A 15,545-nucleotide genomic window follows, 5' to 3' on the forward strand; every position below is an offset into this window, starting at 1 on the left:
ACTTATTTCTCCTCTTTGTAGTCAGCTACAGCGTGTACAGATGGCGTTGCTTGAGGAGCCCAAGCTACTGGATGGTCCGTATCTAATTCAAATGTAGAGATGGCATCTTTCACTAAGCGTGCATCCACCTCACCTTCATCAGCCAATTTCTTCAGTGTGGCAACCACAATGTGCGCTGCATCTACACCAAAGTAGCTACGTAATTTAGCGCGTGAATCTGAACGACCATAACCATCTGTACCCAATGCTACGAATGGACGGTTGTCTGGAAGATATGCACGAATTTGTTCGCTATAAGCACGCATATGATCTGTTGCAGAAACTACGATCCCTTCTGTGCCGCGCAGTTGCTCAGTCACCCAAGCTTCTTTCACATTCTCGCTCATTGGATGCAAGCGGTTATATTCTTCACATGCCATACCATCACGTGCAAGTTCATTGAAACTTGTTACGCTAAATACATTTGAATGGATTTGGTATTCATCACGTAAGATTTGAGCAGCTTTAATGACTTCACGCAGAATTACACCTGAACCCATCAACTGAACAGTGGCTTTTTCATCTTTTTGAAGTAAGTACATACCACGTTTAATGCCTTCTTCAGCACCTTGTGGCATTTCAGGATGCTCGTAGTTTTCGTTCATTACCGTTAAGTAATAGAAAATACGCTCTTGGTTCACATACATGCGTTGTAAACCATCATGCACAATAACTGCTAATTCATAACCAAAACATGGGTCATACGACACACAGTTCGGAATTGTATTTGCAAGAATATGTGAGTGACCATCTTGGTGTTGTAAGCCTTCGCCATTTAGCGTGGTACGGCCTGCTGTTGCACCCAATAAGAAACCTTGTGCTTGTGCATCACCTGCAGCCCATGCAATGTCGCCAATACGTTGGAAACCAAACATAGAGTAGTACATGTACATTGGAATCATTGGTAAGTTATTGGTTGAATAACTGGTTGCCAACGCTGCCCAAGCGCTCATTGCACCTGCTTCGTTAATGCCTTCTTGAAGCATATGACCATCTTTTGCTTCACGGTAATGCATCAACTGTTCTTGGTCTTCAGGCGTGTAATGCTGACCATTGGCTGCATAAATACCCAATTGACGGAACATACCTTCTAAACCAAAAGTACGTGCTTCATCTGGAACAATAGGAACAACACGGTCTTTAATGGCTTTTTCTTTTAACAATGCAGCGATTAAACGAACCATCACCATGGTGGTTGATTGTTCTTTGCCTTGTGAGCCTTTTAAGACTGCATCAAAGATAGAAAGTTCTGGAATAGCCAACTGTTCACTTTCTTTACGACGTGCAGGTAAGTAACCACCTAGTGCTTCACGACGTGCCTTCATATATTTCAATTCAGGTGAGTTTTCGCTTGGACGATAGAAAGGCACTTCTTCTAATTGCTCATCGTTAAATGGCAAATTGAAGCGATCACGTACATATTTTAAAGATTCGATTTGCATCTTTTTGATTTGATGCGTTTTGTTTACTGCTTCAATTTCATCAGACAAACCATAACCTTTAACAGTTTTCGCTAAGATTACAGTTGGTTGACCTTTGGCTGTACATGCTTCTGCATAGGCTGCAAAAACTTTGTACGGGTCATGACCACCACGATTTAGATTATCAATATCTTCATCGCTTAAGTCTTTAATCAACTCAGCCGCTTCTGGGTATTTACCAAAGAATTTTTCGCGTGCATATGCACCGCCCTTCACTTGTAAGCGTTGGTATTCGCCATCCAGTGTTTCTTCCATAACCGACTTTAAAGCACCAGTTTTGTCTTTAGCCAGTAGTGGGTCCCAATGACGGCCCCAAACCACTTTAATGACACGCCAGCCCGCACCACGGAATAGAGACTCTAATTCTTGAATAATTTTACCGTTACCACGTACTGGGCCATCTAGACGCTGTAAGTTACAGTTTACAACCCAAATGAGATTGTCTAATTTTTCACGACCCGCAAGTGAAATTGCACCTGTGCTTTCTGGCTCATCCATCTCGCCATCGCCAAGGTATGCCCAAACTTTGCGATTTTCTTCTTTGATTAAACCGCGGTTCATCAAATACTTTTGAATATGTGCTTGGTAAATCGACATGATTGGGCCAAGACCCATCGATACCGTTGGGAACTGCCAATAATCAGGCATTAAGTATGGATGCGGATAAGAAGGTAAGCCAACACCGTCCACTTCGCGACGGAAATTGTTTAGATGCTCTTCAGTCAAACGACCTTCAAGGAACGAACGCGCATAAATACCTGGCGCACAGTGACCTTGATAATAGATCATGTCCCCGCCAAAGTTGTCGTTATTGGCACGGAAAAAGTGGTTAAAACCGACATCATATAAAGTTGCTGAAGATGCAAAACTTGCCAAGTGACCGCCTAAGTCATCACCTGTTTTATTGGCACGGAGTACCATCGCTAGCGCATTCCAACGAATCAACGCACGGATACGACGCTCCATGTCTTGATCGCCTGGCATTGCAGGTTCTTCAGCCACTGAAATTGTATTTAAATAAGGCGTATTTAATCGCTGAATAGGGACATGTTTAGCGATTGCTTGTTGATACAGTTTTTCCAGTAGAAAAGCTGCACGCTCAGTCCCCATGTGTTGTAAAACGGAGTCAAACGCATCTTGCCACTCTTGCGTTTCTTGCGCGTCAGTATCACCATAAAACGCCATAATTCACCTATTTCGATATCCTAATCTTATACGCTAATATGTATCATACTTTCGTCCTATAAGAGTATCGCCACAGCTGAATATGGCTGAGCCATACTATTTAGCAACTAAATAGTCATTGACCATTTGTTACCCAAGATAACAAAAAACCGCCAATTTAGGCGGTTTTTTATACATTTAATGCTACTTTTTGATGCTAACTTAGATTTCGTCAGAGCTGTATTCCTTTTTCAAGCATCAGACCAACGGTAAGTTCGGATCATCGATCAAATCGGATTTAAGGCAACATTGCTAGATAAGTCGATGGGTTTTTGCGTTGACCATCTTCAACTACTTCATAGTGTAAATGTGGGCCTGTACAACGACCTGTACAACCGACATTGGCAATATGTTCACCCGCATCTACACGGTCGCCAACACGAGCGATTAAACGTGAAGCATGAGCATAGCGCGTGATGTAACCATTGCCATGGTTAATTTCAACATATTGACCATAACCTGTACCCCAACCTGACTTGGTCACAATCCCTGGGCCTGTCGCATAAATCGGTGTACCGCTTGGCGCAGCAAGATCTAGACCTGAGTGGCGCTCAGCACGACCATTCATTGTACGACCACCATAACTAGAGCTCACACGTGCACTTGGAAGCGGGTGTGTCACTAACCACGAATATGGATTATTTGAAAAACTTTTTGCAGAGGATTCCGAACCGTATTTTTTCGCTAGTGAAGCGTTGTTGAGTTCAACCGTTTTCTCACGTAGTTTCACGGACATTTTCGTTTCGGCAGGGATATCAATATCATTAGATTCGGTATAAGCACCTTCCGATAAAGTGCGTGTCAATTGCTCAATTCGATCCGAAGATGCATTATTTGTATTGAGTTCTACCAAATCAGCGAAGGCTACTGAAGCAGCCGATGCCGCAAAAGAAAAAGCCAACAAAATACGTCGCATATGCATAAAAAACCTCTTAAAACTGTTCTTACGAATGTTTCTTGCGTGATCTCGTCCTTGATATCTACCGAAAGAAGCGCATAAGATTAAGACATTAACATGAAGGAAATATGTATGTCCGAACCAGTGAATCTCTTTCAACAAACCAGAAAACACATAAAAACAGGAAACTTAACGTTTCTCTCAAAGCAAGTAACTGCATGGCAGAAACTTACAAAACTGATTCAACCTATCCTACCGCAACCAGAGCAGTGGCAGGTTGTTTGTTATCAATATGGTATTTTGACGATTACCGGCGAAAATCAAGCGATGATTAGTCAACTTGGTTACCTTCAAAAACAATATATTGCACAACTGTCGGAACTTGATGAGTTTAAAGACTTACAAAAACTCCAAGTTCGTTTGAGAATCCCCTCTCAAACACCCGCAAAGATACAATCTATTTCAAGATCGCTAAGCACAGAAACTCAAGACTTAATTCGAGGTGCTGCTGACTTTGTGAGCGACCCTAAGCTTAGCCAAGCAATGCGCCGTTTGGCAAGCAAAAAAAAGTAACCTCGTCTCGACCCGCTTCAGAATTGCGTTTTTAAAATGATAAATTCATCACACTTGCTCTTGTTACAATATAACATCACACAATAAAGACAATGACTTAAGTCACACTCACATAAGGAATTGGACACTGACCTTTGTCATTAAATGTTACAATTTCATAGCTGCTTGGATCACTTTGGACATTGCGCAATAATTGATTATTCAAAGCATGCCCAGACTTATATCCATCAAATTTGGCAATAATTTGGTGGCCGAGCAAGTAAAGATCCCCCACCGCATCTAATATTTTGTGACGAACAAATTCATCTGAGAAGCGTAAACCTTCTTCATTCACCACACCAGTTTCATCGACACCAATAGCATTGTCTAAACTTGCCCCCAAAGCGAGATTATTGGCTTTGAGATAGTCCAAATCTTTCATAAAACCAAAAGTACGGGCCTCGCTGACTTCATAAACAAAGGTTTCGGTTGAAAAATCAATAGTGGCAGACTGATATTCCTTCTTAAAAGCAGGATGGTCGAAGTCAATGGTGAAATTGAGCTGGAAACCCTCATGTGGGCGGAAAATGGCGCGTTTGTCGTCGATGAGTGCTTCTACAGGTTTGAGTATTTTTATAAATTTTTTAGGGGCTTCTAATTCTTTGAGACCGCCTTGCATGAGCAAGTAAATAAACGGACCTGCACTGCCATCCATAATTGGGACTTCAGAGGCAGACACTTCAATGATCAGGTTATCAATACCCAGACCTGCAATTGCACTCATAACATGTTCAATCGTACCGACTTTGGCATCTTCTTGAACCAAGTTTGAACACATGAAGGCTTCTTGAATCAACATCGCATTTGCACGAATGTCGACGGGTGGATTGAGATCGATACGACGAAACACAATTCCTCCGTCCGCATGATGTGGCACAAAGTTAATTAAGACTTTTTGACCACTATGCAAACCAATGCCGCTTGCTTTAACGACACGTTGTAGAGTTCTTTGTTTCAACATGTTTCATACCATCTCACCACTAAACCGCTATACGTTAGCATATTTAGCCATTGATAAAAAACAAAAAGGTAGTCAGAGACTACCTTTTCTTCATCACATGTGGCTTAACCACATCAATAAATACTACTTACGTTGTTGATTTTTCAAGTAATCTTGAATGCTCATTGGTGTTGGGCGTGCAGCACTCACTGTCGATGCAGAACTCGCTGCAGCAGCCACGTCTTGGTTCTGACGCTGGATTGCAGGCACATCATCATCTTCAACAACCGCTTGCGTTGCATGCCCATGTTGTGCTACCTGCACATGTGCATTTGGACGCTTCACTGGCTCAGCAGAATCTGCTGAATTTCGAGTCAAACCTGTTGCAATGACAGTGACACTGATTTCATCGCGCGCATCTGGATCAAATACGGTGCCATAGAAGACTTGGCCTTCATCTAGATCGACAATTTGGTTCACAACGTCGGTAATTTCTTCGATTTCGCCAAACGTAACGTCATCACCACCCGTCACATTAATCAGAATCCCTTTGGCATTCATAATGGTGACGTTATCCAGCAATGGACTACGGATCGCTTGCTCAGCCGCTTGGCGTGCACGGTTTTCACCACGACCTAAACCCGCACCCATCATGGCATAACCACGTGTGCTCATCGCAGTTTTCAAGTCAGCAAAGTCAAGGTTAATATGACCTGGGCGTACTACCAAATCAAAGATACTACGGACCGCATTTAACAAGACATCATCCGCTTTTTTGTAGGCATCTTTCATTGAGATGTCACGGAAAACTTTTAACAAACGTTGGTTTGGAATGATGATTAAAGAATCTACATGCGCTTCTAATGCTTCAATGCCTTGCTCAGCGGACTGAAGACGACGCTTACCTTCAAAGTTAAACGGTGTCGTTACCACGCCTACGGTTAAAATACCCATTTCTTTGGCAATTTCAGCAACCACTGGCGCAGCACCTGTACCTGTACCACCGCCCATGCCGGCAGTGACAAACACCATGTCAGTGCCTTCAAGGTGTTGACGAATCAAGTCACGACTTTCTTCAGCTGCTGCTTGACCTACATTTGGATTGGCGCCTGCACCTAGTCCACGAGTACTTTGCTCACCCAACTGGATTTTGAATTGTGCATTCATACGGTCTAGCGCTTGCTTGTCCGTATTGGCACATACAAATTTTACACCTTGAATATCTGACTCAAGCATGTGTTGTACGGCGTTACCACCTGCACCACCAACACCAAACACAGTAAAACGGGCTTGACCGTTGCTATCGGTTTGATCATCTTCTAAAAATTCAAATGAGGCCATGACCTATAGATTTCCTAATTCGTTATTGGCAGTCACTTAAGCCCGTATACTGCCTTGATCTTAATAAACAAAATTGCTTTTAAGCATGCTGTGCAAGCCATAGCTTGTCAAGTTTAAGCGATGCGTTGTACAACTTCTTAACAATATTCCAAAAAAATTCAACTTAAAAAACAGATTTCAGCTTTTCATTGAGTCCAGACCAAGCACGTCCAACGCGTTTAATCAGAGACAGTTTTTCTGTATCTTCTGGTTCCACTATGGTGTCTTGTGTTTCGCTCTGACTAAACATCAACAAACCTGCGGCAGTGGCATACTGAGAGCGACGCAGTGCGGCAATATTCTGCTCATCTGCTGTCACTTGCACAGGTGGATTACCCAAATGCGCAGACACACCCAACATACGACGGGTCAACGTCACCATACCTTCGATTTGACTGGCATCACCAGTTAACACCACACCATGATACAAACCATGAATCGCACCATTACGCTCTAGCTCTTGGCGAACTTGGCCTAAGATTTCTTCATAACGCGCAATCACGATTTCAGTCAGCTCAATACGACTAATCGTTTGCGGACCATCAATCCCTTGGATCTGAATCATATGGTCCGGTTTAACCGACTTAATGTCGACACACCCATAGAGTAATTTAATTCGCTCTGCTTCTTCAGTGGTGGTTTGTAACACAGCAGCAATATCACGGGTGACATGTTCGCCACCACGCTGCAAAGTATGTGTCAACGCCAAACGACCATCCAAATACACCGCAATGTTGGTGGTACCTGCACCAATATCGACTAAACAAACGCCATACTCTTTTTCATCTTTGAGTAGGCTCGCTTCTGCCGTTGCCAGACAAGACACCACCAGTTTCTCCACCCCGATGTTCGCACCTTTTAAGGCCCGATCAAGGTTTTGCATGGTGCTAATCGGTAACATCATCAACTGATAATGACCAATCATGCTGTGGGCAGACATTCGTATTGGGTTTTGTACCCACTCAGTGGAGTCATCCAGCTCAAAGCCCAGTGGAACAGCACTAACCAAATAATGATCCGAGGTCATGTGGCTGGCTTTGGCCAACTCTAATGCACGAACCACTTCACTTGTTGTAATTGTATGGTCAGTATTTTCAACTGGCGTTCGTCCTGATGCATAAAAGCTTTTTAACTCGGCACTTGGGATCGACACCCACGCAGAATGGACACGACATTCAGCCATATCTTCTGCTTCTTGCACGGCATTTTTTATCGCTGTAATGACTTTATCAAGACTTACAATTTTTCCTTTATTCATGCCTCGGTTACGAGCAGTTGCCATTCCTATCACTTGGATATTGTCTGGCGCATGTACCTTACCAATCAAAACTGAAACTTTGTGCGTCCCAATGTCAATCGCAACAACTGAGGGAACCGCTTCATTCATTATTTACTACTACCATCACATGTTTGTTTAATTTATGGCTTTATGCCTCTGTTTTAAAGCCAAGTATTATGGCTTTGCTGCTGCTCCACCTGCAATGCTTGTGTCATCAATCGTTACAACAAAATGACCATTTGCTATCTTTGGTGCGGCAGCATTCTTCCATTGGATGGCCAAGCCATTCCGATAACGCAAATCAATGGCAGATACTTTGGTCCAAACTGGCTTCAAATCACTTTGAGCCAAATAACTCAAACGTTGCAGCTTACTCATGGTTTGATCCTGATCTACGATAACACGTAAACCTGAATCGAACTGCATAAACCAAGTCATACGCTCCGTTAAATATAGTTCTTTTAAACGGAGATTGACTGGCTGGAATAATTGATTAATTTCATTATAACGGCGCATCATCATTTTAGACTGACTGATTGGGCCGTGTAATAAAGGCAAATTCTGATTATTTTTCGGTGTCACTTCGCTAAATACGTCACCACTGTCACTTAAGAGACGCCCCGTCCCCCAACGTGCAATTGCATGCCGAGGCATGACGCGAACGCGAATCGCATTCGGCCATGCGCGCGAAACCACCACACGATCGACCCAACCCAGCTCTAAGGTACGATCACGAATTTCTTCTAAATCTGAGGTGAAATAATTATGAGTAATGGCCGCTGAAACATGTCCCATCACCTGATTCTTTTCCGCCTCAGAACGTACGCCTACTACATCAAGTTCGGCCACGCGTGCATCTGTCATGACTTGATATAAGCCATAAATACCAACCAACAGTACCGCCACGGCAACGATCAACATCACCCAACCACCAAAGTTGGCAAGCTTTTCCTTACGCGTCGGTGGTTTATCGTGTATTGAAGTAATCGCTGCGCGTTTACGGCGCATAGAAGCAGGTAATTGCGCCATTTAGTGAGCCGCACCTGTCAGTGTTTGCTCTAAAATTTGGACACAAAGCGCATCAAAGCTATAACCCACTGCATTTGCTGCTTTCGGCACCAAAGAGTGACTGGTCATCCCAGGTACTGTGTTCACTTCTAGTAACCAGAAATTGCCTTGCTCATCTTGCATCGCATCAATACGACCCCAACCACTTGCACCCACCGCTTGGAATGCACGGAGGCAAAGCGCTTGCAACTTTTGCTCTTCTTCAGTGCTTAAGCCACACGGAATTCCGTATTCCACATCATTACGCTGATATTTCGCTTCATAATCATAAAAAGCCACATCCGCAGGAGGTTGTAGACGAATCACAGGTAGCGGTTGACCATTTAAAAATGAAATCGTGAATTCACGTCCCGTAATCCATTTTTCAGCCATCACCACAGCATCGTGTTGGGTCGCTTTGGCAATTGCCGCTGCCAAATCTTCTGCTTTTTCAACTTTACTCATGCCGACACTTGAACCTTCGTGTACCGGCTTGATAATCAGTGGAAGACCCAAATTCGCCACCACTTCAGCTAAATCTGACTCTTGGCTAATGATGCGATAGGGTGCTGTCGGTAAGTCTGAACCCTGCCAAACTTGCTTGGTTTTAACTTTATCCATGCCAATAGCAGAACCCTGTACGCCTGTTCCGGTATACGGGATATTGAGCCACTCCAAGACCCCTTGGATTTGACCGTCTTCTCCACCGCGACCATGTAACACAATAAACGCACGGTCATAACCGACCAATTCGGTCACACTACGCTCTTGCGGATCAAAAGCTTCTGCATTTACACCCGAACGAACCAATGCTTCAAGTACAGCTGCACCACTATCTAGAGAAACCTCACGCTCAGCAGACTTACCACCAAGCAACACCGCTACTTTGCCGAATTTTGAAGCATTTGACACGTTGATATCCTTAAACTTTATGACTGTTTTATTCATTGAGTAATCACAAAACGTGATTATTTTAAATATAAATGATTGCTTGCAAGCTCAACCGAGATAGCCCCCACATTACCTGCGCCTTGCGTCAATAACAAGTCATCCGCTTGTAACACTTTTTTCAACGCATGCTGCAAATTACCTTCGACTGGATCGATCAAAATCGGCTCTACATCGCCACGTAAACGAATACTACGCGCCAATGAACGACTGTCTGCACCCACAATCGGTTTTTCACCCGCAGGATAGACTTCAAGCAGCAACAACTGATCGACATGTGACAGTACATCCACAAAGTCATCGAAACAGTCACGGGTCCGGCTAAAACGGTGTGGCTGAAACATCATCACTAAACGGCGGTCTGGATGGCTTGCTCGTGCAGCTTTAATGGTCGCTTCAACTTCTTTTGGATGGTGACCATAGTCATCCACCAATTTCACATTACCGCCTTCGATGTCAAATTCACCTTGGACTTGGAAACGACGACCTACACCGCTGAAACTTTCCAATGCACGTGCAATCGCAGCATCAGACACACCTTCATCGGTTGCAATACCGATCGCCGCAAGTGCATTTAAAATATTATGTAAACCCGGCAAATTGATGGTTAAACGCAAAGGCTCACGATCTTTACGCAATACGGTAAAGTGCGACTGCATGCCTTCTTGTTCAATATCCACTGCACGAATGTCATTGTCTTCGTTAAAACCATATGTGATCAATGGACGACCAATACGCGGCATGATTTCACGAATGTTGGCATCATCGCCACACACCACAGCCAAGCCGTAAAACGGTAGTTTTTGTAAGAACTGTACAAAGGTATCTTTTAGGACATCAAAGCTACCACCGTAGGTGTCCATGTGGTCTGCATCAATATTGGTCACGATGGTGGCCATTGGTTGCAAATGCAAGAATGAAGCATCTGATTCATCTGCCTCTGCCACGATAAAACGACTCGCGCCCAGTGCTGCATTCACACCAGTACGATTCAGCAAACCGCCAATCACATAAGTTGGGTCGAGATTTTCTTCTGCCAACATACACGTGACAAGGCTAGTGGTCGTGGTTTTACCATGCGTTCCCGCAACAGCAATCCCATGACGGTAGCGCATCAGCTCACCCAGCATTTCTGCACGGCGCACCACAGGTGTACGCGTTTCAATGGCTGCTTTAATTTCTGGGTTTTCTGCATCAATTGCAGTCGACACCACAATCACGTTTGCCCCTTGAATATTTTCAGCGGTATGCCCGATATAGACTTTGATGCCGTTTTCTTCAAGCTGAGCCGTGGTTTTTGATGCTTTGATATCTGAACCTGAGACTTTGTAGCCTTGGTTCTTGAGCACTTCAGCAATACCACACATACCCGCACCACCAATCCCAATAAAATGGATGTGCTTAATACGGCGCATTTCTGGCACTTTAATTAACTTTTTTGCTTGATCAGCAGGCGTAGATGGCGACATAAAATACTCGGTTTACAATGCTTGAATTAAACGAACCACATGTTGGGTTGCATCGGGTTGTGCTTGCTGACGTGCTTTCACTGCCATTTCAGACAATAACTGACGGTTCATCAAGGGTAATAATAATTCTTTTAAACTCTCGGGCGTCATGCTTGCTTGTGGGCAAATTTTGGCTGCACCGATATTGGCTAAAAACTTTGCATTGGCCGTTTGGTGATCATCCACTGCACTTGGCAGCGGAACAAAAACCGCAGCCACACCCGCAGTCGCAATCTCGGTCACGGTTAACGCCCCAGCACGGCAAATAATTAAATCGGCATCGCTATAGGCTTTGGCCATATCTTCAATAAAAGGGTGAACTTCAACCTGAAGCTGTTCAGGGGCATCGGCATAACGCGCTTGGGTCGTATCTGCATGGTTTTGACCACACTGATGATAAACGCTTAACGGCACATTCAATTGCTTCAATGCTTCAGGAACACGCTCATTTAACGCTTGTGCACCCAACGAGCCACCCACAATTAAAACTCGAAGCGTAGCTCCAGCTTTTTCACGTTCTTGATAACGCCAAGACGGATTTAAAATTTCCGTAATCTCTTTGCGGACGGGATTACCTGTGGTCACAATTTTATCTTGTGCAGCAAAGGTGTTTGGAAAAGCCTGACACACTGTTTTGGCAATACGTGATAACTGCGTATTGGTAAAACCCGCAATCGCATTCTGCTCATGAATAATCACAGGAATACCCAATGCGCGCGCAGCCAATCCACCAGGCCCAGCGACATACCCCCCAAAGCCCGCGACGGCATCGACTTTGAGCTGCTTCATGTAACGCATTGCACTTAAAGTGGCTTTTAAAATTTTAAAGGGTGCCAATACTTTGCGGACTAAGCCATTGCCGCGCACACCTTGAATATCAATTTGATAAATCGGGATATCATGATTTTTAAGCAGGCGATTTTCCATACCTGTAGGCGTAGCAAGCCACGAGACTTGGCAGCCTTGTTGCTGTAATTCCTTAGCCACAGCAAGTGCTGGAAAAACATGCCCGCCCGTTCCGGCAGCCATCATCATTACATGTTTCGGCTTTGTTTGTGTTGCTTCGGTCACAGTCTAATTCTTCAATTCTAAAAATATGGAAACAAAATTCAATTTTAAGCGATCAATTGTAATCACAAACGCATAGCCGCGAAAGATTATTTACTTTTTTTCAACAGGCATTTGATTGTTTTTTTCTACTGATTTTCAAGTTTAAACTAGATTTGTTATCAGATGTGCATTTTTACTCAAACTACAGCACACAATCAGGCTCGACAGCGCAATTGGCTATATTTAAAATTAAAACCAGGAAGGTGATTGGAATCAATTATTTAACATAATTTTAAAGCCCAATTCGCGTCATTTTAGCGCCTAGAAATACAATCTGAGTGCATACATTTGAGTAGGATGAAAATTTGTAGTGTCTGGCAACATAATCCGCTTTATTTTCAACCAAATTGATACACTTTGCAGCAAAGCACAGCTCTATTTCAAAACCGACCACAACCATGAAAGAAAAAAGGAACCATTTCAGGTTCCTTTTCTGTCGTTTTAGCTGGCTTTGCCTGCTTCCAAGACATCAAATAAATCATCGGCAATCGAGGTACCAAATTGCGCATCAATCTCACGAATACAGGTTGGACTGGTGACATTAATCTCGGTCACATAATTGCCAATCACATCAAGTCCGACAAAAACCAAACCTTTTTCACGTAAGAAGGGTCCCACTTTTGCAGCAATCGCCTTGTCGTTTTCAGTCAAAGGACGTGCTTGACCCAAACCACCTGCGGCCAAATTCCCACGGACTTCGCCGTTTTGTGGAATACGCGCCAAACAGTACGGAATCGGTTCACCATTGACCAGCAAGATACGTTTATCCCCTTCCACAATTTCAGGAATATAACGCTGCGCCATAATCGGACGTGTGCCCATTTCCGTCAACATTTCCAAAGTTGAGCCAATGTTCACACCATCTTGATATAAACGGAAAATTCCCATGCCACCCATCCCATCGAGAGGCTTCACAATCACATCACCATGTTCTTTGATAAATTCACGGATCAGGCTTTGTTGTGAAGTCACTAATGTAGGGACTTGGAGTTCGGGGAACTGCGTGGCAAACAGTTTTTCATTACAGTCACGTAAGGACTGTGGTTTATTGATAATCCACGCGCCTTCACGTTCCGCTTGTTCCAAAATATAGGTGGTGTAGACAAAGTTCATGTCGAATGGTGGATCTTTACGCATCAAAATCACATCGTAATCGGCCAAGGACTCTTTTTGCTGTTCACCCAAATCATAATAATGATCGTAATCTTCAAACACTTTTAAGGGAGAAATCAGACCAAAGGCTTTGCCTTGATCGATATATAAATCGTGTTGTAATGCATAACCCAGTTCATGTCCGCGACGGCTTGCGACCCATAACATGGCCATGGTGGAATCTTTTTTCAGATTCACCGTTTCAATCGGGTCCATCACTACCAGTACACGCATAATTCTCACGCTCAAATTTTTTTAAACTTGGCAAAAAGTATAGCGAAGTTTTCAGGTTTGGGTGCAACAAGTTGTGTAATAATTAAAGATTAAAAAATCTATTTTATTCAAATAACTACAACTTCTTGCGGCAACTAATCAGATGCTAACTGCGCGATGCAACAAAGGAAAGTTACATCCATTACCAAGCGACAGCTCCTTTCCACACCTTCTCCATTAAGCCAAAAGGCGTTGAATATCCTTGGCAATTTTTTCAGGTTTAACAATCGGCGCATAGCGTTTCACCACCTGTCCTTTTTGGTTAATGAGAAACTTGGTGAAATTCCACTTGATACTCTGGCTACCTAAAATGCCTTTAGCTTCAGCGGTTAAATACTGATACAGCGGATGCGCTGTAGGACCATTCACATCAACTTTGGCAAACATTGGGAAAGAGACTCCATAGTTACGCTGGCAAAAGCTGCCGATCTCTTCATTACTCGCAGGGTCTTGCTGCGCAAATTGGTTACAAGGAAAACCTAAAATCAGCAGGCCTTGCTGTTGATAGTCCTGATATAACTTTTCCAAGCCTTCAAATTGCGGGGTTAAACCACATTGGCTGGCGGTATTCACCACCAATAAAACCTTGCCCTGATAATCGGCCAGATTTTTTTGCTCGCCTTCCAACAGTTCAGCCTGAAAATCATAAATTGTGGTCATTACATCTCTTCCATTCATCAAAATGTCATTAATTAAAGTCGCTTCAAGTTCTGAACCGACCTCAGTCTCAAATAAATATCGCACACAATTAACTTGCACACAAGATTATTATGCGCAATATACTTTCATCCCTATTTCATTTATACTGCTTTACAGACATTAACACCCAAGGACATGCAACATGGCGGACACCCCACTTTTAAAAAACCGCGTGTGTTTTGCCATGTATTCCGCAACCAATGCCATGGTTCGTCAATACCGTCCACGCTTACAAGCTTATGATCTGACCTATCCGCAATTTATTGTTTTGTTGGCTTTATACGAGCAGGACAATGTGACGCTGACCGAGATTGGACAAAAAACTTTTTTTGACTCAGGCACCTTAACCCCAATTATTAAAAAACTAGAAGAAAAACAGTTTTTAAAGCGTGTTGCTGTCAAAGAAGATGAACGTATGAAAAAAGTCGTTCTGCTGGAAAAAGCACTCTTAGCCAAAGATAAAATTATAGCCATTCCATTTGAGCTGGCGTGTTCTTTAGGTCTAGATTCCGATGATTTGGTAGCCATCCATCAACTGTGTCAGCGTTTTTTAAACGGCTTAGAACAGCCTCAACACGTCAGTCGAGATACTTAAGTGCAACAAGCGATTGTCGGTTTTCATCTCGATGAAGAACATCATTGGGTGGCGGAGCTTGCCTGTGGCCACACACAACATGTCCGCCATACTCCACCGTGGCAAAACCGTCCTTGGGTACAAACTGAGCAAGGACGCCAAGAAAAAATAGGCGTTCTTTTAAGCTGTAAAAAATGCATGGAAAATGCACAAAAATAATTCTTTTGCATTTTCTTCAAATTTTAATGCTTATTTATCAATTTTTTAGAAAAATTAAAAAACCTGTACAGCTGTACTTTTCAACCCAGTCAAACTATGTAGAAAAAATGAATATTACCGTAAGTCTTGTTCATTTTTAGTAAATGATTATACTTCTCATTT

At 43.3% G+C, this 15,545-nt stretch carries 14 protein-coding genes; 3 read left to right on the plus strand and 11 right to left on the minus strand.

Annotated elements, in window-relative coordinates; all coding sequences use genetic code 11:
• Positions 1–2: 2 nt before the first annotated feature.
• Together aceE and MF4642_RS01670 are read right to left on the minus strand one after the other, a co-directional pair.
• The gene (aceE, locus tag MF4642_RS01665) at positions 3–2,705 is read right to left on the minus strand and encodes a pyruvate dehydrogenase (acetyl-transferring), homodimeric type (RefSeq protein WP_078425090.1); all 2,703 of its coding nucleotides are present in this window, start codon (positions 2,703–2,705) and stop codon (positions 3–5) included.
• A 277-nt stretch (positions 2,706–2,982) separates the two neighbouring features.
• On the minus strand, positions 2,983–3,666 hold the full coding sequence (locus MF4642_RS01670; protein WP_078425091.1) for a M23 family metallopeptidase: 684 nt from the start codon (positions 3,664–3,666) through the stop codon (positions 2,983–2,985).
• Between the two features lie 108 nt (positions 3,667–3,774).
• Here MF4642_RS01670 and MF4642_RS01675 point away from each other — a divergent pair, with 108 nt between their 5' ends.
• Positions 3,775–4,215, plus strand: coding sequence for a hypothetical protein (locus MF4642_RS01675; protein ID WP_058870506.1), 441 nt, complete (start codon positions 3,775–3,777; stop codon positions 4,213–4,215).
• Between the two features lie 97 nt (positions 4,216–4,312).
• Here the strand turns inward: MF4642_RS01675 and lpxC are convergent, their stop codons facing one another.
• The 9 genes from lpxC to MF4642_RS01720 all read right to left on the minus strand — a co-directional run bounded on the left by lpxC (position 4,313) and on the right by MF4642_RS01720 (position 14,551).
• The gene (lpxC, locus tag MF4642_RS01680) at positions 4,313–5,215 is read right to left on the minus strand and encodes a UDP-3-O-acyl-N-acetylglucosamine deacetylase (RefSeq protein WP_078425092.1); all 903 of its coding nucleotides are present in this window, start codon (positions 5,213–5,215) and stop codon (positions 4,313–4,315) included.
• 123 nt (positions 5,216–5,338) lie between these two features.
• Positions 5,339–6,535: a cell division protein FtsZ gene (gene ftsZ / locus MF4642_RS01685; RefSeq protein ID WP_004691726.1), complete on the minus strand. Its 1,197-nt coding sequence runs from the start codon at positions 6,533–6,535 to the stop codon at positions 5,339–5,341.
• A 163-nt stretch (positions 6,536–6,698) separates the two neighbouring features.
• Positions 6,699–7,961, minus strand: a complete 1,263-nt coding sequence (gene ftsA, locus MF4642_RS01690; RefSeq protein ID WP_058870507.1) for a cell division protein FtsA — start codon at positions 7,959–7,961, stop codon at positions 6,699–6,701.
• A gap of 66 nt (positions 7,962–8,027) precedes the next feature.
• On the minus strand, positions 8,028–8,882 hold the full coding sequence (locus MF4642_RS01695) for a cell division protein FtsQ/DivIB (RefSeq protein ID WP_078425093.1): 855 nt from the start codon (positions 8,880–8,882) through the stop codon (positions 8,028–8,030).
• Entirely contained in the window at positions 8,883–9,812 is a 930-nt protein-coding gene (locus tag MF4642_RS01700) for a D-alanine--D-alanine ligase (protein ID WP_078425094.1), read from the minus strand.
• A 56-nt stretch (positions 9,813–9,868) separates the two neighbouring features.
• On the minus strand, positions 9,869–11,317 hold the full coding sequence (gene murC / locus MF4642_RS01705; protein WP_004691731.1) for a UDP-N-acetylmuramate--L-alanine ligase: 1,449 nt from the start codon (positions 11,315–11,317) through the stop codon (positions 9,869–9,871).
• Between the two features lie 12 nt (positions 11,318–11,329).
• The gene (gene murG, locus MF4642_RS01710; protein ID WP_078425095.1) at positions 11,330–12,427 is read right to left on the minus strand and encodes an undecaprenyldiphospho-muramoylpentapeptide beta-N-acetylglucosaminyltransferase; all 1,098 of its coding nucleotides are present in this window, start codon (positions 12,425–12,427) and stop codon (positions 11,330–11,332) included.
• Between the two features lie 480 nt (positions 12,428–12,907).
• Positions 12,908–13,852, minus strand: a complete 945-nt coding sequence (gene gshB, locus MF4642_RS01715; RefSeq protein ID WP_078425096.1) for a glutathione synthase — start codon at positions 13,850–13,852, stop codon at positions 12,908–12,910.
• 216 nt (positions 13,853–14,068) lie between these two features.
• A complete protein-coding gene (locus MF4642_RS01720) occupies positions 14,069–14,551 on the minus strand; it encodes a glutathione peroxidase (RefSeq protein ID WP_078425097.1) in 483 nt (160 codons plus the stop codon).
• A gap of 181 nt (positions 14,552–14,732) precedes the next feature.
• On the opposite strand from MF4642_RS01720, the gene MF4642_RS01725 reads away from it, so the two are divergent.
• On the plus strand, positions 14,733–15,185 hold the full coding sequence (locus MF4642_RS01725; RefSeq protein WP_078425098.1) for a MarR family winged helix-turn-helix transcriptional regulator: 453 nt from the start codon (positions 14,733–14,735) through the stop codon (positions 15,183–15,185).
• Positions 15,186–15,383, plus strand: coding sequence for a DUF3565 domain-containing protein (locus tag MF4642_RS01730; RefSeq protein ID WP_078388309.1), 198 nt, complete (start codon positions 15,186–15,188; stop codon positions 15,381–15,383).
• The last annotated feature ends 162 nt before the right edge of the window (positions 15,384–15,545 follow it).

This window comes from Acinetobacter sp. MF4642 (assembly GCF_002018925.1).
GTDB lineage: Bacteria > Pseudomonadota > Gammaproteobacteria > Pseudomonadales > Moraxellaceae > Acinetobacter > Acinetobacter johnsonii.

What these genes read in the sequence shown, in the direction of transcription:
- aceE (WP_078425090.1), bottom strand. Translation starts at nt 2,705, where the DNA reads ATGGCGTTTTATGGTGATACTGACGCGCAAGAAACGCAAGAGTGGCAA.
- MF4642_RS01670 (WP_078425091.1), bottom strand. Translation starts at nt 3,666, where the DNA reads ATGCATATGCGACGTATTTTGTTGGCTTTTTCTTTTGCGGCATCGGCT.
- MF4642_RS01675 (WP_058870506.1), top strand. Translation starts at nt 3,775, where the DNA reads ATGTCCGAACCAGTGAATCTCTTTCAACAAACCAGAAAACACATAAAA.
- lpxC (WP_078425092.1), bottom strand. Translation starts at nt 5,215, where the DNA reads ATGTTGAAACAAAGAACTCTACAACGTGTCGTTAAAGCAAGCGGCATT.
- ftsZ (WP_004691726.1), bottom strand. Translation starts at nt 6,535, where the DNA reads ATGGCCTCATTTGAATTTTTAGAAGATGATCAAACCGATAGCAACGGT.
- ftsA (WP_058870507.1), bottom strand. Translation starts at nt 7,961, where the DNA reads ATGAATGAAGCGGTTCCCTCAGTTGTTGCGATTGACATTGGGACGCAC.
- MF4642_RS01695 (WP_078425093.1), bottom strand. Translation starts at nt 8,882, where the DNA reads ATGGCGCAATTACCTGCTTCTATGCGCCGTAAACGCGCAGCGATTACT.
- murC (WP_004691731.1), bottom strand. Translation starts at nt 11,317, where the DNA reads ATGTCGCCATCTACGCCTGCTGATCAAGCAAAAAAGTTAATTAAAGTG.
- gshB (WP_078425096.1), bottom strand. Translation starts at nt 13,852, where the DNA reads ATGCGTGTACTGGTAGTGATGGACCCGATTGAAACGGTGAATCTGAAA.
- MF4642_RS01720 (WP_078425097.1), bottom strand. Translation starts at nt 14,551, where the DNA reads ATGACCACAATTTATGATTTTCAGGCTGAACTGTTGGAAGGCGAGCAA.
- MF4642_RS01725 (WP_078425098.1), top strand. Translation starts at nt 14,733, where the DNA reads ATGGCGGACACCCCACTTTTAAAAAACCGCGTGTGTTTTGCCATGTAT.